At 34.6% G+C, this 22509-nt stretch carries 18 protein-coding genes; 10 read left to right on the top strand and 8 right to left on the bottom strand.

Annotated features, from left to right (window positions below):
* Positions 1-10: 10 nt before the first annotated feature.
* A complete protein-coding gene (gene menD / locus OLM53_RS02175) occupies positions 11-1672 on the bottom strand; it encodes a 2-succinyl-5-enolpyruvyl-6-hydroxy-3-cyclohexene-1-carboxylic-acid synthase (RefSeq protein ID WP_264521425.1) in 1662 nt (553 codons plus the stop codon).
* A gap of 120 nt (positions 1673-1792) precedes the next feature.
* Here menD and OLM53_RS02170 point away from each other — a divergent pair, with 120 nt between their 5' ends.
* Positions 1793-2290: a GNAT family N-acetyltransferase gene (locus OLM53_RS02170; RefSeq protein WP_264521424.1), complete on the top strand. Its 498-nt coding sequence runs from the start codon at positions 1793-1795 to the stop codon at positions 2288-2290.
* Positions 2291-2325: 35 nt separating this feature from the next.
* Positions 2326-3948, top strand: a complete 1623-nt coding sequence (locus OLM53_RS02165; RefSeq protein ID WP_264521423.1) for an amidase — start codon at positions 2326-2328, stop codon at positions 3946-3948.
* A 49-nt stretch (positions 3949-3997) separates the two neighbouring features.
* Here OLM53_RS02165 and OLM53_RS02160 read toward each other — a convergent pair whose 3' ends face one another.
* Together OLM53_RS02160 and OLM53_RS02155 are read right to left on the bottom strand one after the other, a co-directional pair.
* A complete protein-coding gene (locus tag OLM53_RS02160) occupies positions 3998-4372 on the bottom strand; it encodes a hypothetical protein (protein ID WP_264521422.1) in 375 nt (124 codons plus the stop codon).
* A gap of 199 nt (positions 4373-4571) precedes the next feature.
* A complete protein-coding gene (locus tag OLM53_RS02155) occupies positions 4572-5156 on the bottom strand; it encodes a glutathione peroxidase (protein ID WP_264521421.1) in 585 nt (194 codons plus the stop codon).
* Positions 5157-5554: 398 nt separating this feature from the next.
* Between OLM53_RS02155 and OLM53_RS02150 the strand changes: the two genes are divergently transcribed.
* Both OLM53_RS02150 and OLM53_RS02145 read left to right on the top strand, forming a co-directional pair.
* Positions 5555-6085, top strand: coding sequence for an RNA polymerase sigma factor (locus OLM53_RS02150; protein WP_264521420.1), 531 nt, complete (start codon positions 5555-5557; stop codon positions 6083-6085).
* Positions 6085-6873, top strand: a complete 789-nt coding sequence (locus OLM53_RS02145; protein WP_264521419.1) for an anti-sigma factor — start codon at positions 6085-6087, stop codon at positions 6871-6873. The genes OLM53_RS02150 and OLM53_RS02145 overlap by 1 nt, the downstream gene beginning before the upstream one ends.
* A 55-nt stretch (positions 6874-6928) precedes the next feature.
* Here OLM53_RS02145 and ccsA read toward each other — a convergent pair whose 3' ends face one another.
* A complete protein-coding gene (ccsA, locus tag OLM53_RS02140; protein ID WP_264521418.1) occupies positions 6929-10060 on the bottom strand; it encodes a cytochrome c biogenesis protein CcsA in 3132 nt (1043 codons plus the stop codon).
* A 168-nt stretch (positions 10061-10228) separates the two neighbouring features.
* Positions 10229-10729 (bottom strand): hypothetical protein, encoded by a 501-nt coding sequence (locus OLM53_RS02135; protein WP_264521417.1) that lies wholly within the window; start codon positions 10727-10729, stop codon positions 10229-10231.
* Between the two features lie 202 nt (positions 10730-10931).
* On the opposite strand from OLM53_RS02135, the gene OLM53_RS02130 reads away from it, so the two are divergent.
* The gene (locus OLM53_RS02130; protein ID WP_264521416.1) at positions 10932-11075 is read left to right on the top strand and encodes a hypothetical protein; all 144 of its coding nucleotides are present in this window, start codon (positions 10932-10934) and stop codon (positions 11073-11075) included.
* 64 nt (positions 11076-11139) lie between these two features.
* Positions 11140-11358 (top strand): DUF3185 family protein, encoded by a 219-nt coding sequence (locus OLM53_RS02125; protein WP_264521415.1) that lies wholly within the window; start codon positions 11140-11142, stop codon positions 11356-11358.
* 200 nt (positions 11359-11558) lie between these two features.
* On the opposite strand, the gene OLM53_RS02120 is transcribed toward OLM53_RS02125, so the two are convergent.
* Positions 11559-11972 carry a GyrI-like domain-containing protein gene (locus OLM53_RS02120; protein WP_264521414.1) on the bottom strand — a complete coding sequence of 138 codons (414 nt, stop codon included), beginning with the start codon at positions 11970-11972 and terminating at the stop codon, positions 11559-11561.
* Positions 11973-12174: 202 nt separating this feature from the next.
* On the opposite strand from OLM53_RS02120, the gene OLM53_RS02115 reads away from it, so the two are divergent.
* On the top strand, positions 12175-14031 hold the full coding sequence (locus OLM53_RS02115) for a mucoidy inhibitor MuiA family protein (protein ID WP_264521413.1): 1857 nt from the start codon (positions 12175-12177) through the stop codon (positions 14029-14031).
* 104 nt (positions 14032-14135) lie between these two features.
* Here OLM53_RS02115 and OLM53_RS02110 read toward each other — a convergent pair whose 3' ends face one another.
* Positions 14136-17561, bottom strand: a complete 3426-nt coding sequence (locus OLM53_RS02110; protein WP_264521412.1) for a methylmalonyl-CoA mutase family protein — start codon at positions 17559-17561, stop codon at positions 14136-14138.
* 152 nt (positions 17562-17713) lie between these two features.
* On the opposite strand from OLM53_RS02110, the gene purU reads away from it, so the two are divergent.
* Entirely contained in the window at positions 17714-18568 is an 855-nt protein-coding gene (gene purU, locus OLM53_RS02105; RefSeq protein ID WP_264521411.1) for a formyltetrahydrofolate deformylase, read from the top strand.
* 49 nt (positions 18569-18617) lie between these two features.
* Positions 18618-19361, top strand: coding sequence for a DUF4197 domain-containing protein (locus OLM53_RS02100; protein WP_264521410.1), 744 nt, complete (start codon positions 18618-18620; stop codon positions 19359-19361).
* A 4-nt stretch (positions 19362-19365) separates the two neighbouring features.
* Here OLM53_RS02100 and OLM53_RS02095 read toward each other — a convergent pair whose 3' ends face one another.
* Entirely contained in the window at positions 19366-20208 is an 843-nt protein-coding gene (locus OLM53_RS02095) for an AraC family transcriptional regulator (protein ID WP_264521409.1), read from the bottom strand.
* Positions 20209-20335: 127 nt separating this feature from the next.
* On the opposite strand from OLM53_RS02095, the gene OLM53_RS02090 reads away from it, so the two are divergent.
* Positions 20336-22507, top strand: coding sequence for a GH92 family glycosyl hydrolase (locus OLM53_RS02090; protein WP_264521408.1), 2172 nt, complete (start codon positions 20336-20338; stop codon positions 22505-22507).
* Positions 22508-22509: the final 2 nt, after the last annotated feature.

Here is a 22509-nt window from a genome sequence, read left to right as displayed (position 1 = left end):
ATGTATGAATTTATGCCAACTCCTTGAAATATTGCTTCAACAATTTGTCGTTTTCTCTAGTTGGAGTAAATACTTCTAGAATCGTTGGTTGATCGTTTTGCTCGAATAAATGTTTCAATCCTTTGGTTAAAGATTTTGAATCACTTGCAATAACATAATCCAATCGATACATTTTAGCCAAATGTTCAGCGGTTAAACAGTGTGAGGTTTCAAAATAAGTATTAAATGTTTCTGATTCTTGATGACCTGGCAATATTCTGAAAATACCACCACCGCCATTATTAATTAAAATAATTTTAAAGTTCTTCGGAATATAATTGTTCCAAAGCCCATTGCTGTCGTATAAAAATCCGATATCACCCGTAATCAAAACGGTTGGTTTATTACTTCCCACAGCAGCTCCAATAGCCGTTGAAGTGCTACCATCTATTCCGCTAGTTCCTCTGTTACAAAAGACCTCAATGCTTTGATCAATATCAAATAATTGGGCATAGCGAATGGCCGAACTATTACTAATTTGCAATTGGATGTTCTTGGGCAAACTCGAAAGTATTATTTCAAAGGCTTTCAAATCCGAAAATGGAACATTTGAAAGATAAACTGTGTGTTTTGCTTTTCGATTGTTGTGAATATTTTGAAAAGTGGCTTTATAATCACTTTCACTATTTTTTACAAAAGGCAAAAACTGTTTAAAAAACTGGTTGGGATTGACTTGAAAATGCTTAGTTAAAATACCAAATGTATCGTAAGCTCTCCATTCATCAATATGCCAATGGTGTCTTGGTTTGTATTTTCTTAGGAAGGCTTTAATTCTTTTGGAAACTATCATTCCACCAAACGTAATCAGAATTCTTGGTTGCAATTTCAAAAATTCTGCTTGTGAAAAAGGGGTGATTACATTATCAATATTATTAATAAAACTTGGATGATGTAGATTCGAAGTGGTTTCAGTCATTACCACTACTGAAGGTATGGAGGCTAATTGATCCAACCATTGTTGTTCAACAGCGTTAGGTTTACATTCTCCGACCAAAACCAAAACCTTTTTACTGTGATTCCACAAGGTAGAAAAAGCAATAATATCATCTACATTGACCAAACGATGTGGTAAAACCAAACCTGTTACATTAAAATCTACCGAAAGTTTATTGGTGGTTTCATACAATGGTTCTTCAAATGGAACGTTGATATGTACTGGACCTTTTCGGGCAATAGCCACATTAATAGCTTCATTGATAAAAACATCGTTGGCTTCTGACTCCGCTTCGGTTAGATTAGCATTGTATAAAGAATGATTTATAAAAACATTTTCCTGACAAATCGTTTGTCCATCACCAATGTCAATCTTATCAAAAGGTCGGTCAGCCGAAATAACGACAAATGGAATTTGACTATAGAAAGCCTCGGCTAATGCTGGATAATAATTTAGTAAAGCTGAGCCCGAAGTACAAACAACAGCAACTGGTTTTTGTGTTTGCTGAGCTATACCTAAAGCAAAAAAAGCAGCACAACGTTCATCAACAATACTGTAGCATCGAAATTTTGGATTGTTAGTAAATCCAATGGTGAGTGGTGCGTTTCTTGAACCAGGCGAAATAATTATATCATGAACTCCTTTGGCATGGCATATTTCAATAATACTTTGTGCCAAAGGTATTTTAGGATAAATCATTGTTGATTTTTTAAAGGGAAACAAAGATACAAAGAAATGTGTTTAAAAAACTATCCTTTTACTCTTCAAATGGATGCCACATAACTTAAAATTTAGTTGATTTTTTATACATTTGATACTATGGAAATTACTATTAGACCTTACATTACAGAGGATGTCGAAACCATAGTTGCAATTCTCAATTACTACATTGCCAATTCCACTGCCTTATATGATTATGAGCCAAGAACTTTTGAACAACAAATAAGCATCTTTGAGGATAAACTAAACAAAGGTTTTCCCATAATTGTGGCCACTATTGAGGAAAGAGTAGTTGGTTTTGGATATTATAGTGAGTTTCGTTTTCGAGAAGCCTATAAGTACACTGTTGAACATTCTGTTTATGTTCTGCCTAATGAACATGGAAAAGGAATTGGGAAAAAAATTATAGACAACTTAATTGAGTTAGCTAAAAAACAAAAATTACATACCATGATTGGAGTCATAGATGCTGAAAACGAAAGCAGTATAGCTTTTCATACTCAAATTGGATTTAACACGGTGGGGATAATTAAAGAAAGTGGTTATAAGTTTGAAAGATGGTTGCATAGTGTCATTATGCAATTGATGTTAGAATAAATATTGAATTAATTAATCTCTTTACAAGATAAATAATGAAAAGAAGGAATTTTATAACTACTACTGCGCTTGCAGCTATTGGAATTACGAGTGTTTTGACATCATCATGTGAGACGAAATCAAACAAGTCAGAATCTGATAGTACTGATGATAAGCTAGAAGATGATTTTGAATTGAATGAAATCACTATTGCTGAGCTTCAAGAAAAAATGCAATCCGGAAAATATTCTTCGGAACAAATTACCAAACTATACTTAGATAGAATTGAAGCTATCGATAAAAACGGTCCCAAAATAAATGCCATTATTGAAATTAACCCAGAAGCATTAGCCATTGCCAAAGCCATGGATAAAGAGCGAAGAGATGGAAAAATAAGAGGGAATCTTCATGGTATTCCCATACTGATTAAAGACAATATAGATACAGCTGATAAAATGATGACGACAGCAGGTTCGCTGGCATTACTTGGAAACATTGCTTCAAACGATGCCTTTATTGTAAAGAAACTTCGTGAAGCTGGAGCTGTATTATTGGGAAAGACAAATTTAAGTGAATGGGCTAACTTTAGATCTTCTTCCTCCTGTTCGGGCTGGAGTAGTCGAGGTGGACAAACTAAAAACCCTTATATTATTGATCATTCTCCATGTGGTTCGAGTGCTGGTTCTGGTGCTGCTGTTGCGGCTAATCTGTGCGTTGTAGCTGTTGGAACAGAAACAGATGGTTCCATTGTTTGCCCAGCTTCTGTCAATGGGACAGTAGGTATAAAACCTACCGTTGGTTTATTAAGTCGTTCTGGTATTATACCTATTTCCCATACACAAGATACTGCAGGTCCTTTAGCTAGAACCATAAAAGATGCTACTATTCTTTTGGAAGCTATGGTTGGTGTAGATGCTACTGATTCAGTAACTATAGAAAGTAAAGGAAAAACATCTAAGAATTATATTCAGTATTTAAAAATAGATGGTTTGAAAGGGAAAAGAATTGGGGTAGAGAAAAAGAAATATAGTAATCCGCTTCTTAATGAATTATTAGAGAAAGCATTTAGCATCATCAAAGAACAAGGTGCGGAAATTGTTGAGATAGAATATCTGGATAAAGTGAATGCTTGTGGTGCATCTGAAAATGAAGTGTTAGAATTTGAATTTAAATATGGCGTAAATAACTATTTATCAACTGCTAATGCTAAAGTGAAAACATTAGAAGACGTCATCGCTTTTAATAAAAATAATGAAGCCAAAGCCATGCCTACTTTCAAACAAGAAACACTTGAAAAGTGTCAGCAAAAAAAAGGATTAGAAAGCGGGGACTATTTGAAAGCTTTAACAGAAAGTCATACGGGAGTAAAAAAAATTATTGATAATGTGATGAAAGAAAACAACCTTGACGCTATTTCGGGATTGACAATGGGACCTTCATGTAGCATTGATATCATTTATGGTGATCGTTGGGGAGATGTTTTTCTAACAGCCCCTGCAGCGATGAGTGGTTATCCTCACATCAGTGTTCCTTGCGGGAAAGTATATGATTTACCTATTGGTCTTTCTTTTTTTAGTGGTGCTTATCAAGAAGGCAAAATAATAAGTCTTGCCTACGGATATGAGCAAGCCTCTAAGAACAGAATAAAACCCGAGTTTAAAAAAGCGTTTTTGGACTAATAAAAAAGCCTGATGTTTTATTCATCAGGCTTTTATTTTTATAAGTAAGCTATAGTATTTCAATTCCATTATCTTCTAATACTCCTAAAAGATATATACTTTGATTGGGGTCGTACTTCTCTACTCCACTTTGATACCATTTAGAAATAACATCTATTTGATAAGCGGTATATCCATCTTCATTGATGCTAATTCCTAACATACCTGCTAAGAGAAAATCTTCTAGGACTTTGTTTGTAACAATTAATTTAGGGATACCATGAATAATTTTTCCATTCATCCTCTCATAATCTAATCTTCCTTGGTCAAAACCAATATTGTAGGCTTCATTTTGATTTTCTAGTGATTTTAGATAAGGGTTAACACCGTTTTTGTATCCTTTTAGATAGTCCTTACGGTAAACTGGGTTGAATATATTATTCATATAGATGTTATGTGGTATTGATAAATATATTTCAAACGTAATAACTATATTTTAGTAAAAATATTAAAATCGTTTAAAGGAAAAAAAACTCTTCGAACCGCAATACCAAAGGAGTTCGTCGATATATTTGACCCATTAACTTGGAAATAAAAAAGCCAGAAAACAATTATCTTCTGGCTTTAAATCTACTATGTAACTCTTATTTTCCGTTAATCCAGCCTACTATGGCTGCATCTGTTGGTAACACTCTTGGAGATAATACTTTTACTAATTCTCCTTGTTCGTTGATTAAGTATTTTTGGAAGTTCCACTCTACTTCACTGTCTTGTAGACCATTTTTGCTCTTTTGGGTTAGGAATTGGTAAACTTTATCCATATCATTTCCTTTGACAGATATTTTACTCATCATTGGAAAAGTAACCCCGTAATTCATTTCACAAAACTTAGCAATTTGTTCATTACTTCCAGGTTCTTGTGAGCCAAAATTATTAGCAGGAAAACCAACTATTACAAAATTTAGATCTTTGTATTTTTTATAAATAGCTTCTAAATCTTTGTATTGAGGAGTTAATCCACATTCAGAGGCTGTATTTACTATTAATATTTTTTTTCCTTTGAGTGACGCAAAGTCAAATGGTTTACCGTATAAATCGGTAACTTTAAATTGATAAATTGTTTCTGCTTTAGCAGGTGCTTGTGTTTCCATTGTTTTTTTATTGTTTTGTGCCTGATTTTGGCAACTGAATAGGGTTAAAATCGTTAGCAATAAGAATGTTTTTTTCATAACTTAATTTTTTATAAAATTAAACATTATTTTAGAAGACATTGTTATACATTTCCTAAAGTTTTAATAAAAAAAGCTCAGTGATTTTGGTATCACTGAGCCCTAACAAAACATAATAGAAAACCAATTTCTATTACCAAAACCTCGAAAGAAATAATTTCATAGCGTATTCTTCCCTAACCTACATACGTTAATATATCAGTAATGGTTTTTAGTTTTTTTTAATTAAAAACAAATTATTTTTCTATTTAAAGACTTTAATTTTCAGCACTTTGACTTCTACAAAGTCAAGTACGAAAAAACGTGAAAAGTGGTTTTAAAATATTGCAGTTTCTGTTGAAATAATTAGATTCTTTCCAAGAAGTTTCTTTATTTTTACAATAAATAAAACATTAGGTATGACACAAGAAGAATTATTACCCTTGCTTCTGAGGAAGGAAGAAAGGGCATTTACCCAATTGTATGATATGTATTCCAAGAGTCTTTTTAGTATCATTACAAATTTGATAAGTGACCGAGAAGAAGCGGAAGATGTACTTCAGGAAGTCTTTGTTAAGATTTGGAAAAACATTGAAACCTACAATCAAAGTAAAGGCAGATTATATACTTGGATGCTTAACATTGCTCGTAATACGGCTATTGACAAGCTACGCTCAAAAGGTTTTAACAACAGTCAAAAAAACCTGTCCTCTGATAATTTCGTACATCTGTTGGATGACAGTAATAAGTTGACGAATAAAATTGATAGTATTGGACTAAGAGAATTTGTAAACAAACTCAAGCCAAAGTGTATTCAGTTAATTGATTTATTGTTCTTCAAAGGTTTTACGCAACAGGAAGCATCGGAAGAATTAGAAATTCCTTTGGGCACTGTTAAGACCCAAAATCGAATGTGTATGAACGACCTACGAAATTATTTAAAAGTGTAATGGAAAATAAAGAATATATAGAATCAGGAATATTGGAACTCTACGTTTATGGTTTGTTAAGCGAGGCCGAGAATGATGAAGTAACGGCTATGTCCCAAAAAAATCCAGAAATTAAAGCTGAGATTATCTCTATTGAGAAAGCCATTATCAACTTATCCAGTAGCTTCTCTCCTTTTATTTCTCATGCTCAATTTGAGAAAATTAAAGCTCAACTGGAGTTAAAACATGGTAAAGTTGTTGACTTTAAGTCGAGAAGCAATCGATTAAACTATCTTGGTTGGGCAGCATCTTTAGCGTTATTAGTTGGTATTGGTTTTCAATACAATAAGTTGACTCAGAGCAACGAGCAGCTGAAAGTAAAAGAAAATGAAAAATTAAATCTTGAAAAAACATTAGTAACCGTAGAAAGCAAAAGTAAAGCTACAGAATCAGCCTTAAATGTTATTCGAGATGAAAATAACACGGTGATTAGTTTAGGAGGTCAAGCCGCAGCTCCGACCGCCAAAGCTAAAATCTATTGGAACAAACAAACACAAGTGGTTTATGTTGATGCCAGTGGATTGCCTGAACCACCAGAAGGTAAAGTATACCAAATTTGGTCTTTAAAACTATTACCTCAGTTAACACCAACCAGCATCGGACTTTTATCTGATTTTCAAGCGAATCAAAGCAAAGTCTTTGCTGTGGATAAAACTACTGGAGCTGAAGCATTTGGGATTACTCTTGAGCCAGCAGGTGGAAGTAAATCACCAACCATGGAGCAATTGTATACTTTAGGAAAAGTATAATAATCACTAATTTCAAATACAAAAAAAGCCCTGATTAGAATCAGGGCTTTTATATTTATTTCTTGTAATACTTTCTATACTTTGGATAAGCTAATAGTCCGACTAAAGACATTCCGCTTAAGGTCATCCATATCCAACTTAATGATTTGGCTTCTCCACTTGCATAAGAATGCAACCCTACTAAGTGAAAGTTCACTCCATAATAAGTAAACAAAATCGATACAAAAGCATACATCGCCATCAAGTTAAACAACCATTTGTTACGCATAGCAGGAACGAAACGAGCATGTATTACAAAAGCATAAACCATAATACTGATTAATGCCCAAGTTTCTTTTGGGTCCCATCCCCAATACCTACCCCAGCTCTCGTTAGCCCATTGTCCGCCTAAAAAGTTTCCGATAGTTAGCATTACTAGACCTACGGTTAAAGCCATCTCGTTGATATAGGTTATTTCTTTGATGTTTAGTTCCATTTTGGCTTTGTTCTTTTCTGTGGTAAAGAAGATTAATACTAAAGCAACAAAACCTAAAATCATTCCCAATGCAAAAGGACCATAGCTTGCTACAATTACAGCTACGTGAATCATTAACCAATAGGAATTTAATACCGGTTGTAAATTGGCTATCTCTGGGTCAATCCAATTGGCATAAGCCGCAGTTAATATCATAGCCGTTACAAAGGCACAAGAAGCCACAGTCAATTTTGATTTTCTGTCAAAGGCTAAACCGAAGAACATGGTGGACCATGCTACATAAACAATTGCTTCATAGGCATTACTCCAGGGTGCATGTCCTGAAATATACCAACGAGCAATTAAAGACAAAGTATGTATAGCAAATAATAATCCGACTATCACATGCAATAAGTTTACTGTTACTTTCAGCCATTTCCTTTCTTTAAAGATTTGGATTATCGTAAACAACATCATTAAAGCGGCAACAGTTAAATACCAATATGGCAGCTTTTGAAAGACATCGTATTTGTTATATAATAGCTCGTACTCTATTTTTTTATCCGATGGACGAACTGCTTTACCAAACTTCTTTTGATAGTTTTCCATTCCGACCAAATAGGTATTTGCCATGGTATAGTTATTATCCTTAGAAGCTTTCATTAAGGCGTCTAAATATAAAGGCAAAGCATTTTTAATCGTGTCTAAGGCTGTTCCAGTTGGATGATTGATTTCTAAAAAAGAAAGCCATTTATTATTAGCATCTTTTGGGATTGGAAAAACCCTTAATATCTTTCCGCTTAAGGCTGAATTTAAGAGATTGACTTTCTTATCAGTTTCTACAAAGTCTTTCTCAAACTGATTTGGATTGGCTGCTTTGTAGGCATCATCTAAGTAAGGAGATAATTTATAATTTCCTCTTTCATCAAAGCAAGAACGAAATGTGGCATACTTAGCATCTGATGGAATTCCAAGAATTTTACGGATACTGTCATTACCACTCTTGATGTAAATTAAAGGTGTTTCGAACCAAACCGTTGGAAACTGTGTCATCGAAATAAAAGCTTGATCGGAATTCATTCCGTGGTAAGTATCACTGTGGCTAACCTTACGCAATAATTCAGAGGAGAAGGTATTGATAGGCTTCATTCTTCCTCCTTCGTCCTGAATGATTAGACGACCAAATTGTTCCGCATGCCTTTCGGATACTTTGTATTTGTTTAGGATAGAATCTATTTGCTTTTGGGTAGGCAATCCGTTTTGACTGCCATGATTTTGAGCGAATCCATTGAAAGATATGAATAGGATTATGATAGCAGCTAGTTTTTCTTTTTTCTTTTTTACATTCTCTAATTTTCTTTTTAAGTCGGCAAAACGAGTGTTTTTCACAAACAATATGGCCATCATGCAAAAGAACAATAGGAAGTACCCAATATAAGTAATTGTGGTTCCCCAAAAGTCATGGTTTACCGACAATACTGTTCCTTTTTCATCAGGGTCAAAAGAAGCTTGGAAGAAACGATAGCCTTTGTGATCTAGAATGTGGTTCATGTAGATACGGGCATCAAACTTTGGTTTAGCCGAATCTTGAACTGTCACTTTGCTCTCAAAAGAAGAAAAGCTCTTTTCTGTTCCGGGATATTTCATGGCTACGAAATCGTTTAGTTTTATGCTAAAAGGTAACGTATATACTTTGCTTCCGTAACTTAAAGTAAATTCTAGTTTTCCTAGTTTTATAACTTTAGGTTCTCCTTGTTTTCCTTTTGAACCTACAAGGGTTACTTCCTTTTCTTGGTTACCCGATTTGATAACTAAAGTGATGGCATCGTTACCATTTTTGGCTCTAAAATTTCCGCTTGGTTTAAAGGACTTTACTCCCTTTTTAGGTTGGTCTGGAATTACAAATTGAGTCCCCCCCACATTATAAAGTGAACGATACATTAAAGGTTGAACCGAGTCTTTAGCCACCTTTCCTTGAAGTTTGTCAGCCATTCTCATGAATTGTCCTTCAAACGGAGACGTTATGGTGTTGGTTTTGGTATCAATATTAATAGCTCCTTTGGTAGGTTTATTTATAGCAAACAATACATTGTGTATGTCTTGTATTTCTCCTTCTTTAAGTAAATGCTCGTGACGCATACCGTCTCCTGATTCTACTAACTTTAAGTATATATCTCCGGTTTCAGATTCTACTACAGTTTCTTTGGCATCTAGGACAAAATTTTTATAATTAATCTCGAATGGCGTCTCATCAAATTTCTCCTCAATGCTAAAATTGTTATTGGCAACCGGAGATAGTAATAATGGCTTTTCGATAACCCTTCTCATCATTTTGCCTTGGTATATTCCGTCAACAAGGATGGTTAAATAATTTTTATCTGAGAAAAACTGATTGGAAGCGGCTCCTTCTCTTATAGGCATTACTCCTTCGTAGCTTATGTATCGTGTAATGAAAGCTCCAGAGATGATAAAGATGAAAGATAAGTGCAGTAATAAAGTTGCCCATTTCTCTTTTTTATAGAGTTGGTAACGCTTAATGTTTCCAATGAAATTAATCATAAAGAACAGCATAATGGCTTCAAACCACCAGGAGTTGTAAACCCAAATTCGAGCCGTATCAGTATTGTATTTGCTTTCAATGAATGTTCCTGAAGCCATCGCTACTGCAAAGCCAAGAAACAAAATTGCCATTAAACGAGTTGAGAATAAAATAGAGTATATTTTTTTTTCCATGAGGTGGAATCATTTTTTAAAAAAGTGCTACAAAAATAACGTAAATAAATAGATTTACATTGCATTTATTTATCGTTTTAATTCTTTTTTATGACTTGTGGAATCCCATCATTTGGAGCATAAAAAAAGCGGACCTGAGTCCGCTTCAAAAACAGCATTATGAAAACATTATTGTACTTTGATCATCTTATTTTCGTTGATATTAAATGCTTTTATCACCGCATTATAATCGTTTAAGTTTACTTTGCTCATTTTGTTACTAACATAAGCTGGAATTACGACTACTCTTAGTACTTGATTTAATTTCAAGTTATTATTCAAACCAGCTAAATCATAACCTTCTAAATATACTACGGCGTTGTAACGATTGAAGTCGTTGTTGTATCTAAAACTTAAAGTACCGTCATCAAAGTAATAGGTTTCAGGTAATAATTTCCAAACATCAGCCCCTTGATCAAATCCTGATAAACGGTATACTAACACCATATCTGAAGTGTAAAGCGTGTGAGGAAAGTTTAATACAACGCTATAACTGTTTGGAAAGAAATTAACGTTAGAGTATTCAAATACTTCACTGATGGTATCATTATCAGTGTGATCATTGTTTGTGGTGCAACCTTGTAACGTTATCATCCCGATAAACGCTAACACTAGAGTAATTTTTTTCATGATGTTATAATTTAATGATTAATGTTGATTATCACCTTTCAATAGTTGTGCCATTTTTTTGGAAAAGTATCGTGGCCCATTATAAAATAGTCCTTTTTGAGAATTAAGAACCGAGTTGAAACCCCATAAATACTGCTATTCTTTCGTTTACTATCCCATTTTCCATAGTTTATAATTTAACAAAATTTTATACATTTACCGTATGGGAAGAAATAATGCTAAAAACATAAAAGCACATAACGACAAACTTCATAAGGCTCAGGATAAGGCTAAAACAAAAGAGCAAGTTCGTGCAGAGCAATTAAAAGCGATTGTAAAAAAGTTTAACGATTCTAAAAACTCCTAGAATTTTGCAATAATTATATAGAGTTGTATAAGACAAGCCCTAATGGATTGGTTACTTTTATGGGATGAAAACAACACAAATTATTGGCATTCTTTTGATTGGTTTAGGCGTTGGATTATGTTACTATGGCTTTACTAAAGTTAATGAAAACAGTAACCAAGTTAAAGTATTAGGACTAAGTATAGATGCTTCTAACCCAACTGGGCAACGCGAAGGTTATTTTTATTTAGCGATAGGAGTTGTAGCCTTTGGTGCGGGGATTTATAGTATTACTAAAAAATAATAAAGTTCTTCTTTAAGTAAATCGTTTTTTCTACTACAAAATCTTTCTAGATTATTTCCTTATTGCCACAAGTTATGGCAATATAATTTCTCGTTGCGGCACCTTGCAGCACTTTGACAGCACTTTGACAGCACTTTGATAGCACTTTGATGGCAAGTAAGAAGCAATCTAGAGAAAAGAAACAATAGACAAGAAAAAGATCAGAGTTTTATTGGAATCCAGACTTCTTCTTGTGAGTTGGGGTCGTTGTTTTTGAATTTGTCTCCTAAGATTTCGAAGTGAGGACGGTTGTCTAATTTATACCCTGAGGCTGGTAACCATTCGGTGAAAATGGCTTTGAAAAAAGCGGTTGCTTCGGTGTTGTTTCCTTTGTAGAGGAATACTGCGTAGAGTCCTTCTGGGATGGTTAGCGTTTCCATACCTTGTGGAATTGAAGTTCCTTCTGTTACTGGTGCTGTTGCCCATTTTTCAAAAGGCGTATTGGGGCTAAAGTCAAAGTCTTTTGGATAGATTACTACATTGTATAACTCCTCTCCTAACCTATTTTGAATTTCGTTGCGGCGTGGCATGAAACTGTTCCAAAGCAAAAAGGTTTTGTCTTCGGCAAAGGTCATGGTTTGGCGGTTACCGAGGAGGGTTGTTTTGGGGTGGGTTTTTATGGTGGGGTGCATAGTGTTAACCTTTATAAAAAACAGTAACAAACATATGAAATTATTTTAGAGATTATTCTTAAAAATAGTCATTTACTGTATATCAAAAATTACTAATTGTTTTATATCTTTGACTTTACTGAGAACCTTAATTCACGATTTCCCGATGAAAAAAATCATTATATTCCTCTTATGTTCATCTGTTGCTTTTGCCACTGAACTTAAAACTAAAGCCACACCAAGAGAGGTAATTGTTTATACCAATGGAGCACAAATAACTTCTGATGTTTCGGCTACTATTCCAAAAGGAAGTTCTGTATTAAGAATCACTGATGTATCTCAGTTTGTTACTCAAAACACTATACAAATTAGCGGATTAAAAGAGGTTTCTATTCTTTCTATAGGTTTTGAAGTAAATTCATTTCCTAAAAGAGAGTTGACTGATAAAATTAAAAATTTAAAAAATCAAATAAATGCTAAACTTAGAGAAATAGCCATATTACAAAATAATATCAAAGGGCTTGAAGAAGAAGAATCAATATTATCACTAAATAAAAATTTAGGGAGTAATCAACAGGCAGCAACAATCGACAAAATAATATCTCATTCTAAGCATTACAGAGAAAGAGTTCCAATAATCAAAATGGAAATTTATGATACTAATGAAAAAATACAACTTTTGAACTCTGATGTAAAAGCTATGCAACAAGATTTTCAGAAAATGACTGGAGATGCTTATGAACAAAAAGGGGAAATCATTGTGAAATTGGACAATCCTAATGAAGCCATTGCACTCAATTTAATACTTAAATATATTGTGACTGGATCGGGTTGGGTTCCATCGTATGAAATAAAAGCCAAGAATTCTAAAGATGCTTTGCAATTTGCTTATAAAGCACAAGTATATCAGAATTCAGGAGAAGATTGGAATGATATCAAATTAACCTTGTCAACGGGTAATCCTAATTACAATAATGATAAACCTAATTTAGAACCTCAATATTTAAACTATATCAATCCTTATGCTTACCAAAGAAGTAAAGATAATGATCGAGAAAATTATGTTTACAACCCTATGGTTAAAGAAGTTTCCGGAATTGTCACAGACAAATCGGGTCCTATACCTGGAGTAAATGTACTAATAAAAGGAACTAACATAGGAACGCAAACCGATTTCAATGGAAGATATTCTTTAAAGATACCTAATGGTAAAGAATTGGAGTTTTCTTTTATTGGTATGGAAACTAAGACCATCCCTATATATAGTGGCAATATGAATGTTGTTCTGAAAGAAGATGGAGCTAAACTACAAGAAGTAGTTGTTATGGCATATAAAAAATCAGACATCGAATCAGATGAAATTGAGGCTAAAAAAGAAGTAATAACAACTGGTTCAGGTGATGAAAAAGAAATTATTATGAATAGTGTAACTTTTAAAATAAAAAAGAATTATTCTATTCCTTCACTTGATACCCCCTCTATAATTGAAATTGATAATTTTATCATTCCAGCCGAGTTTGAATATTATTCGGCACCCGTATTGAGTGAAAATGTATTCTTGACAGCTAAAGTAAAAGATTGGAACAAATACGATTTATTACCTGGAGATGCCAGTATATATACAGAAGGAAGTTATGCAGGAACTACTTATATTAATCCTTATCAAACCGAGGAAGAATTAGTTATTTCAATGGGAGTTGATAGCAATTTAATTATTGAACGCAAACAATTAAATAACACTAAAGACAAATCATTTTTGGGTGGTACAAGAATCATAGACCGTAATTATGAAATCACTACAAGAAATAATAAACCAAATGATATTAGTGTAAAAATCTTTGATCGCATTCCAATAAGTGAAAATAAAGAAATCAAAGTAGAAAAAGAAAATATTGATGGGGCTACATATGATGAAAAAACAGGGATTTTATATTGGCAGTTACCTATTCCATCAAAACAAGCTGTCAAAAAACAATTGGGATATCAGGTTAAATATCCAAAGAATAAAACCATAAATTTATAAACAAAAAAACCTCACATAGCAGTGAGGTTTTTTTCTATAGATCCCGATATTCATCGGGATAAGCGAACACTAAGTCCCCAACTTTGTTGGAAAACAGTGCCTGCTTACATATTTCTTCTATACTGCCCTCCTACTTCAAATAGTCCAGCAGTGATTTGCCCCAACGAACAATATTTAGTAGCATCCATTAGGAGTTCAAAAATGTTTTCGTTTTTGATGGCGGCGTTTTGAAGCAGTTCTATTTGTTCCTTTTCTTTGTCACCATTGGCTTTGTGGAGGTTGTGTAAGGTTTGGATTTGGAATTGTTTCTCTTCTTCAGTGGCACGAATTACTTCGGCTGGTAAGACCGTTGGAGAGCCTTTAGAACTTAGGAAAGTGTTTACTCCAATGATTGGGAATTCCCCTGTGTGTTTTAAGGTTTCGTAATACAAACTTTCTTCTTGTATTTTACTTCTTTGGTACATGGTTTCCATGGCGCCTAGCACTCCACCGCGTTCTGTGATGCGGTCGAATTCTTGTAATACGGCGTCTTCTACTAAATCAGTTAGTTCTTCTATAATGAAGGAGCCTTGGATTGGGTTTTCGTTTTTGGCTAATCCTAACTCTTTGTTGATGATTAACTGGATGGCCATAGCACGACGTACACTTTCTTCTGTAGGGGTTGTAATGGCTTCATCGTAAGCGTTAGTGTGCAATGAATTACAGTTGTCATAAATAGCATATAACGCTTGCAAAGTCGTACGGATATCATTGAAATCGATTTCCTGAGCGTGTAACGAACGTCCAGAAGTTTGGATGTGGTATTTCAACATCTGTGCTCTTTCGTTGGCTCCGTATTTATTTTTCATGGCTTTCGCCCATATCTTACGTGCTACTCTTCCGATTACTGCGTATTCTGGGTCAACTCCGTTAGAGAAGAAGAACGATAAGTTGGGTCCGAAATCGTTGATGTTCATGCCACGACTTAGATAATATTCCACGTAAGTGAAACCATTGGATAAAGTAAATGCTAACTGGGTAATTGGATTAGCACCAGCTTCGGCAATATGATATCCCGAAATAGAAACCGAATAGAAATTACGTACGTTCTTCTGAATAAAATATTCTTGTACGTCACCCATTAAACGCAAAGCAAATTCGGTAGAGAAGATACAAGTATTTTGGGCTTGGTCTTCTTTTAAAATATCGGCTTGAACGGTACCTCTAACTTGGGATAAGGTTTTAATTTTAATATCTTGATAGACTTCTTTTGGTAATACTTGATCTCCTGTAACGCCTAGCAACATTAATCCTAGTCCGTTATTTCCTTCTGGTAACTCGCCATTGTATTTGGGTCTTGTGAGTCCTTTTTTCTTGTAGATTTCATTGATTCTTTCTTCTACTTCTACTTGAAGATTATTTTCTACTATGTATTTTTCGCAGTTTTGGTCGATGGCCGCATTCATAAAGAATCCCAATAACATCGGCGCCGGACCGTTAATAGTCATACTCACTGAAGTTAGTGGATGACTTAAATCGAAACCAGAATATAATTTCTTAGCATCATCTAAGCAACAAATAGAAACGCCGGCATTTCCGATTTTACCATAAATATCTGGACGTAAATCAGGATCGTTGCCGTATAACGTTACACTATCGAAAGCAGTTGATAACCTTTTGGCAGGCAATCCTGCGCTCACGTAATGGAAACGTTTGTTGGTACGTTCTGGTCCACCCTCTCCAGCAAACATTCTTGATGGGTCTTCCCCTTCTCGTTTGAACGGATATAATCCTGAGGCAAAAGGGAATTCTCCAGGCACATTTTCTTGTAAGTTCCATTTTAAAATATCGCCCCAAGCTTGGTATTTAGGCAAGGCTATTTTTGGGATTTGCGAGTGCGATAAGCTTTCGGTGTGGGTTTGGATTTTGATTTCCTTGTCACGAACTTTAAAGCTATAAACTGGATTTTTATATTTGTTTACCTTGTCATTCCAAGTTAGAATTATTTCCCAATTGAAGGGATCGAGATTCATTTTTACTCGGTCAAACTCTTTAACTAATAGGTTTAGAAAGTCTTTGTTATCTTCATTGAAATTCAAAGTATTAGCATCAATACTTGCTTTATCAAAAGCGGGTGCTTTTTTGTTTACCGATTCGATGGTTTTATAGATGCCGTATAACTTTTGTGCTACCTCTACTTGTGTTAAAACCGTTTCATCGTACTTGCGATTATTCTCTGCAATCTCTGATAAATATCTTGTTCTGTGTGGTGGAATTACAAATACCTTTTCACTCATTTCACGAGTGATGGTGAAAGTCGATTTTAAATCGGCTCCCGTTCTTTCCACAATTTTATCCATGACTCTTTTGTAGAGCGTGTTCATTCCGGGATCATTGAATTGTGAAGCGATGGTTCCTATAACCGGCATATCATCTGGGTTAGTATCCCATAGATTGTGATTGCGTTGGTATTGTTTTTTTACATCGCGAATGGCATCTAAAGCGCCGCGTTTGTCGAATTTATTGATAGCTACTAAGTCGGCAAAGTCAAGCATATCAATTTTTTCTAATTGAGTGGCAGCCCCAAATTCAGGCGTCATTACGTAAAGTGAAACATCCGAATGATCCATGATTTCAGTATCACTCTGACCAATTCCAGAAGTTTCCAGAATGATGATATCATATTTGGCTGCCTTTAGTACTTGAATAGCTTCGGCAACATATTTAGATAAAGCCAAATTAGACTGACGTGTAGCCAAAGAACGCATGTATACTCTAGGATTGTTGATGGCGTTCATACGAATTCTATCTCCCAATAAAGCACCTCCTGTTTTACGTTTGGATGGGTCTACGGAAATTAATCCGATAGTTTTTTCTGGGAAATCGATTAGAAAACGACGTACTAATTCATCTACTAAGGAAGACTTCCCCGCTCCACCAGTTCCTGTAATTCCAAGTACTGGTATTTTTGAGGTTTCATTTCTAGTATGAATATCGTCAAAAACAGGTTTGGCAATTTCTGGGAAATTTTCGGCAGCCGAAATTAATCTTGCTATGGCTGTTGGGTTTTTATCTTCTATATGTTTTAACTCTCCGTTTAATTGGTCTCCAATAGGATAATCCGATTGTTTTACTAAATCGTTAATCATTCCTTGTAATCCCATGGCTCGACCATCATCAGGAGAATATATTCTGGTAATTCCGTAGGCTTGTAATTCGGCTATTTCGCTTGGCAAAATTACACCCCCACCACCACCAAAAATCTTGATGTGACCAGCGCCTTTTTCCTTTAACAAATCGAACATGTATTTGAAATACTCATTGTGTCCTCCTTGATAGGAAGTCATGGCAATCGCATTAGCATCTTCTTGAATGGCAGTATTTACTACCTCTTCTACGCTTCTATCATGACCTAGATGTATCACTTCTACACCTGTTGACTGGATAATTCTACGCATGATGTTGATGGCTGCATCGTGTCCGTCAAAAAGAGAAGCGGCGGTAACAATTCTTACTTTGTTTTTTGGAATATAGGGTTGTTCTTGAACCATTGTTAAATAAGTGTGTATTTTGAGGACGCAATTTACGGATTTTTCAAAAAAACGCCTATTAAATGAAACAAAACATAAAAATAAGTTTTAACTAAAAAACTAATCAAATTAAGTTTAGATTTGAATTTAAGAAATAGCTACTTTATTATCAAATGAATAAAATTGTCATCCTCATCCATTGTAGTGATCAAAAGGGAATTATAGCCGCGGTTACTAATTATATTGCTTCTATTGGAGGAAATATCATTTACCTAGACCAACATGTTGATAGTGACCAAGATGTTTTCTTTATGCGACTGGAATGTGAGTTTGCTAAAGACCATTTTAATTTGGATACCATCAAGGATAATTTTTCGAAAAATTTAGCGAATCCTTTTTCGATGTCATGGTCTATTCAACTGCAAGAACGTAAACCACGGATGGCTATTTTTGTTTCAAAATACGATCATTGTTTGTATGACATTCTTTCGCGCTACAGCACAGGAGAATTGCCTATCGAGATTCCGATTATCATTAGCAATCACCATGATTTGAGTTCGGTTGCTGCACGATTTTCGATTCCGTTTCATCATATTCCTTTTACCAAAGAAACTAAAGAAAGTGGTGAAAAGGAACAGATAGCCGTTTTAGAAAAATACCAAATAGACTTTATCGTTCTGGCTCGGTACATGCAGATTATTACCCCTAATTTGATTGCTTTGTATCAAAATAAAATTATTAATATTCATCATTCGTTTCTTCCTGCATTTCCTGGGGCGAAACCTTATCATTCGGCATTTAACAGAGGCGTTAAAATTATTGGCGCTACTAGTCATTATGTTACCGAAGAATTGGATGAAGGCCCTATTATTGAGCAAGATATTACCCGAGTAACCCATAGTCACTCTATTGAAGATTTTATCATGAAAGGGAAAGATTTGGAGCGTATGGTTTTGGCTAGAGCCATCAAATTGCATGCTGAAAGAAAAACGATGGTTTACAATAATAAGACCGTAGTTTTTTCCTAAAATTATTTTTTGGCCTTATTTTTGCTACTTCTTAAAAAAAATTACACTTATGAAAACTAAATTAACGCTACTCCTATTATTACCTACCTTGGGTTTTTCTCAAGGAAGCCTATTAGATCAATTAAAAAAAGAAGTCCAAAAAGTAGTTCCAGTTGATTTATCCATATTGGATGGAAAATTAGGTACTGTTGATATAGCAGGAGGCTTGAAAGAAGCCTTAAATAAAGGGATTGAAAAACAAGTAACTAAATTAACGGCCACTGATGGTTTTTATAAAAACGACAAGGTAAAAATCTTGTTGCCAGAAGAATTACAAAACATAGACAAAACACTCCGAAAACTAGGTATGAGTTCTTTGGCCAATAAAGGTTTGTTGCTGTTGAATCGTGCTGCGGAAGATGCGGTTAAAGAGTCGACTCCAATCTTTGTTGATGCGGTAACTAACATGAGTTTTACCGATGCAAAAAACATCTTGATGGGGAATGAAAGCGCGGCTACCACCTATTTACAAACCAATACTACTACTCCACTGTATGCGAAATTTAATCCAGTAATTAAAAGTTCTTTTGCAAAAGTCGGAGCCGATAAAGTTTGGGCAAGCATTATTAAAAAATACAACAATTTACCGTTGGTAAAAAAAGTGAATCCAGATTTAACAGATTATACCACCAACAAAGCCTTGGAAGGTGTTTTTAAAATGATAGCCGTTGAAGAAAAAAACATTCGTTCCGATATCAATGCTAGAACTTCACCTTTATTGCAACAAGTTTTTGCTTTACAAGATAAAAAGTAATTTTTTACACTTTATTTAATTGCATCCTGAACTGTTTTGGGGTGCAATTTTTCTTTTTTAGAAATATCCTATTGAAATAGGTTTGGTTTTCAAAACCCGATTCTATGGCAATTTGAGCAATTGTTTTATCCGTTTGAGTAATAAGAGTGCAGGCATTTCCAATTCTAATTTCATTCACATAATCTGAGAAAGTTTTTCCTGTCATTTTCTTGAAAAATTTACAAAAAGCGCCAGTTGTTAAGTGAATAGAAGCCGCGGCTTGCTCTAATGACATAGATGTCGCTGCATTTTGTTTTATATAATTAAACACGGTGTTTATTCGGGTTTCGTTTTCTTTGGAATTCTTTGGAGCATAGAAAGAAGAGGCTAACGTTTCACACTTGATATTTGTTAAATCGTCAAATACATTTAATAACGCTGCAATTTGTTTGACTCCTTTTTCATTAGCAATTAGCTTCATTCGTGATGCCATATCATTGGCTTGGGGATTTGGAAAAAACAACCCTCGAACACTAGATTGCAACAGTTTTTTAATTTGATAAAAAGCCTGACTATTCATAACACTTTCTATGAAATTCTCTGAAAACTGAATTACTACAGCGGCTACCATCTCTTGATTATTGGAATCACTTTCCCAAGTATGGGGTATTCCAGAGCCCAACAAAACTAAATCACCCGATTGGAAAGGTAGATAGCTATCTCCTACTAAACGCATACCCTTTCCTTTGACAATATAAGTCAATTCATATTCGGGATGGTAGTGCCATTTGAATTCAAAAAAAGGCATTTCAAACGCAAAGGCATGAATAGCATTTTCAATAGTGATCGTTTCTAAAATAGGTTTCATAGCACCTTATTTGTTGTGAAATTGGATTATTACCTCAAAACTAAACAATATAGTATTATTATTTTCATTTTTTGTACTATTTACTGGCGGTTAAAAAACTTATTTTTGATTATAATCAAGTTTACTTATGGTATTCAATAGAAACCCCCTCTTATCTTTCTTTCTGCTTCTCTTTATTTCTTTTTGCTTTGCGCAAAACAATTATAGATATGTCAACGTCTTCATAGGAACAGAAGGAACTGGTCACACTTTTCCTGGACCGTCGATGCCTTTTGGAATGGTACAACCAGGTCCTGATAACAAAGATCATGGTTGGAATCATACTAGTGGGTATCAATATAAAGATACTTTGCTTCTAGGTTTTTCTCAGACGCGTTTTAGTGGGACTGGCATTAATGAAATGGGCGATGTTCTTTTGCTTCCTATTAACCCTAAAAAAGAAAACTTAAAAAATGGGTATTATAAAAATACGGAGTTTGGAAAAGTGGGTTATTACACATTGACTAAAAAAGATGATGTGAAAGTAGAACTGACTTGTTCTGAAAGAGTGGCATTTCATCGGTATACCTTTCCAGAGAAAGAAGCGAAGGTTCTTCTTGATTTACAACATGGTTTGCATTTTGTCTTTGATGAATCTAATCCCAAAGGATTGGTAGTTGAAAGTGATGTAAAAATTGAAAATAGCACCACTATTTCGGGCTATTGCGCTACACAAAACTGGGTTAACCGAAAGTACTTTTTTACTCTGACTTTTGACCAACCTTTTGTCTCTAGTCAATTATTGGAGAAGAAAGCTAATGAAAAAGCACCAAGGTATTTTTTAGATTTTAATTTAAATGATAGCAAAGAATTAAAGGTGAAAATAGCTTTATCATCAGTTTCCGTTGCTGGAGCTAAACTCAATAGGCAAACTGAAATTCCAAATTGGGATTTTGATGCCGTTGTAATCCGTAACAAAAAAGCTTGGGATACTTATTTGAACCGCATTGACATTGAAGCTCCACAAAAACAAAAAGAAATCTTTTATACCTCCTTATACCATTTGTTTTTACAACCTTCTAATATAGCTGATGTTGATGGAAAATACAGAGGTGTAAATGACCAGATAGCATTAGCGCCCAACAAGGAATACTACTCTACCCTATCGATTTGGGATATTTATCGTGGGGCTTTTCCGTTGTTACAAATAGTAGCCCCTGAAAAAGTCAATGGGATTATCAATTCAATGCTCATTCATCATAAAGCCAAAGGGTTCTTGCCTATTTGGACGGCTTGGGGACAAGACAATTATTGTATGATAGGCAATCATGCTATTCCGATGCTACTATCCGCTTATCAAAATGGCTTTACCGGTTTTGATAAAAACGAAGCTTTGAAAGCGATGGTCGAGACTTCTACCAAATCGCATATTAATTCGGATTGGGAATTGTATACTCAATATGGGTATTATCCATTTGACAAATTAGATAATGAAGCCGTTTCTCGGACTTTAGAAAGTGGTTATGACGATTGGTGTGTTGCGGAAATGGCAAGGAAATTAGGGTCAAAGAAAATAGCCACTACTTTTTTTAAAAGAGCTCTTTATTACCAAAATATTTTTGACAACGAAACCACCTTCTTTAGAGGAAAAGACACTAAAGGCAACTGGCGTAGTCCTTTTAATCCTCTGCAAGCCACCTCTCCCCTTAACAATCCCGGGGATTATACTGAGGCTAATGCTTGGCAATATTTTTGGACACCAGCGCAACATGACGTTAATGGAGTCATTAAATTGTTAGGAGGAAAAGCAAACTTCACTAAGAAATTAAATGCTTTTTTTACCACAGAAGCTGAAAATCCGAATAAATTTTTGGGACAAGAGGCTATGATTGGGCAATATGCTCATGGGAATGAACCAAGTCATCATATTTTGTATTTGTATGCTTTTACTAACGAACCCAAAACAGGTCAAAAATACATTCACAAAGTCATCAATGAATTTCATAACAATACTCCAGATGGTATGATTGGCAATGATGATTGCGGCCAAATGAGTGCTTGGTATCTTCTTTCTACTTTAGGGTTTTATCCGGTAAATCCAGCTAATGGAGAATTTATTTTTGGGAGTCCACAAATAAAAAAAGCCATACTCCATTTAAAGAATGGAAAAGAATTTAAAATTGAAGCTAATAATTATTCCAATGAAAATAGTGTAAACGAAAATAGATTTCTGAATGGAAGTAAAATAGCAAAATCATTCATTACTTATAAAGAAATTATGGCAGGCGGAACGCTTACCTTTGAAATGACAAACAACTAATT

It is taken from the genome of Flavobacterium sp. N1994 (assembly GCF_025947145.1).
GTDB lineage: Bacteria > Bacteroidota > Bacteroidia > Flavobacteriales > Flavobacteriaceae > Flavobacterium.
This window is presented reverse-complemented; position numbering and strand designations above follow the sequence as displayed.

Coding starts and splice junctions, on each gene's coding strand:
- menD (WP_264521425.1), bottom strand. CDS start 1,672: ATGATTTATCCTAAAATACCTTTGGCACAAAGTATTATTGAAATATGC.
- OLM53_RS02170 (WP_264521424.1), top strand. CDS start 1,793: ATGGAAATTACTATTAGACCTTACATTACAGAGGATGTCGAAACCATA.
- OLM53_RS02165 (WP_264521423.1), top strand. CDS start 2,326: ATGAAAAGAAGGAATTTTATAACTACTACTGCGCTTGCAGCTATTGGA.
- OLM53_RS02160 (WP_264521422.1), bottom strand. CDS start 4,372: ATGAATAATATATTCAACCCAGTTTACCGTAAGGACTATCTAAAAGGA.
- OLM53_RS02155 (WP_264521421.1), bottom strand. CDS start 5,156: ATGAAAAAAACATTCTTATTGCTAACGATTTTAACCCTATTCAGTTGC.
- OLM53_RS02150 (WP_264521420.1), top strand. CDS start 5,555: ATGACACAAGAAGAATTATTACCCTTGCTTCTGAGGAAGGAAGAAAGG.
- OLM53_RS02145 (WP_264521419.1), top strand. CDS start 6,085: ATGGAAAATAAAGAATATATAGAATCAGGAATATTGGAACTCTACGTT.
- ccsA (WP_264521418.1), bottom strand. CDS start 10,060: ATGGAAAAAAAAATATACTCTATTTTATTCTCAACTCGTTTAATGGCA.
- OLM53_RS02135 (WP_264521417.1), bottom strand. CDS start 10,729: ATGAAAAAAATTACTCTAGTGTTAGCGTTTATCGGGATGATAACGTTA.
- OLM53_RS02130 (WP_264521416.1), top strand. CDS start 10,932: ATGGGAAGAAATAATGCTAAAAACATAAAAGCACATAACGACAAACTT.
- OLM53_RS02125 (WP_264521415.1), top strand. CDS start 11,140: ATGAAAACAACACAAATTATTGGCATTCTTTTGATTGGTTTAGGCGTT.
- OLM53_RS02120 (WP_264521414.1), bottom strand. CDS start 11,972: ATGACCTTTGCCGAAGACAAAACCTTTTTGCTTTGGAACAGTTTCATG.
- OLM53_RS02115 (WP_264521413.1), top strand. CDS start 12,175: ATGAAAAAAATCATTATATTCCTCTTATGTTCATCTGTTGCTTTTGCC.
- OLM53_RS02110 (WP_264521412.1), bottom strand. CDS start 17,561: ATGGTTCAAGAACAACCCTATATTCCAAAAAACAAAGTAAGAATTGTT.
- purU (WP_264521411.1), top strand. CDS start 17,714: ATGAATAAAATTGTCATCCTCATCCATTGTAGTGATCAAAAGGGAATT.
- OLM53_RS02100 (WP_264521410.1), top strand. CDS start 18,618: ATGAAAACTAAATTAACGCTACTCCTATTATTACCTACCTTGGGTTTT.
- OLM53_RS02095 (WP_264521409.1), bottom strand. CDS start 20,208: ATGAAACCTATTTTAGAAACGATCACTATTGAAAATGCTATTCATGCC.
- OLM53_RS02090 (WP_264521408.1), top strand. CDS start 20,336: ATGGTATTCAATAGAAACCCCCTCTTATCTTTCTTTCTGCTTCTCTTT.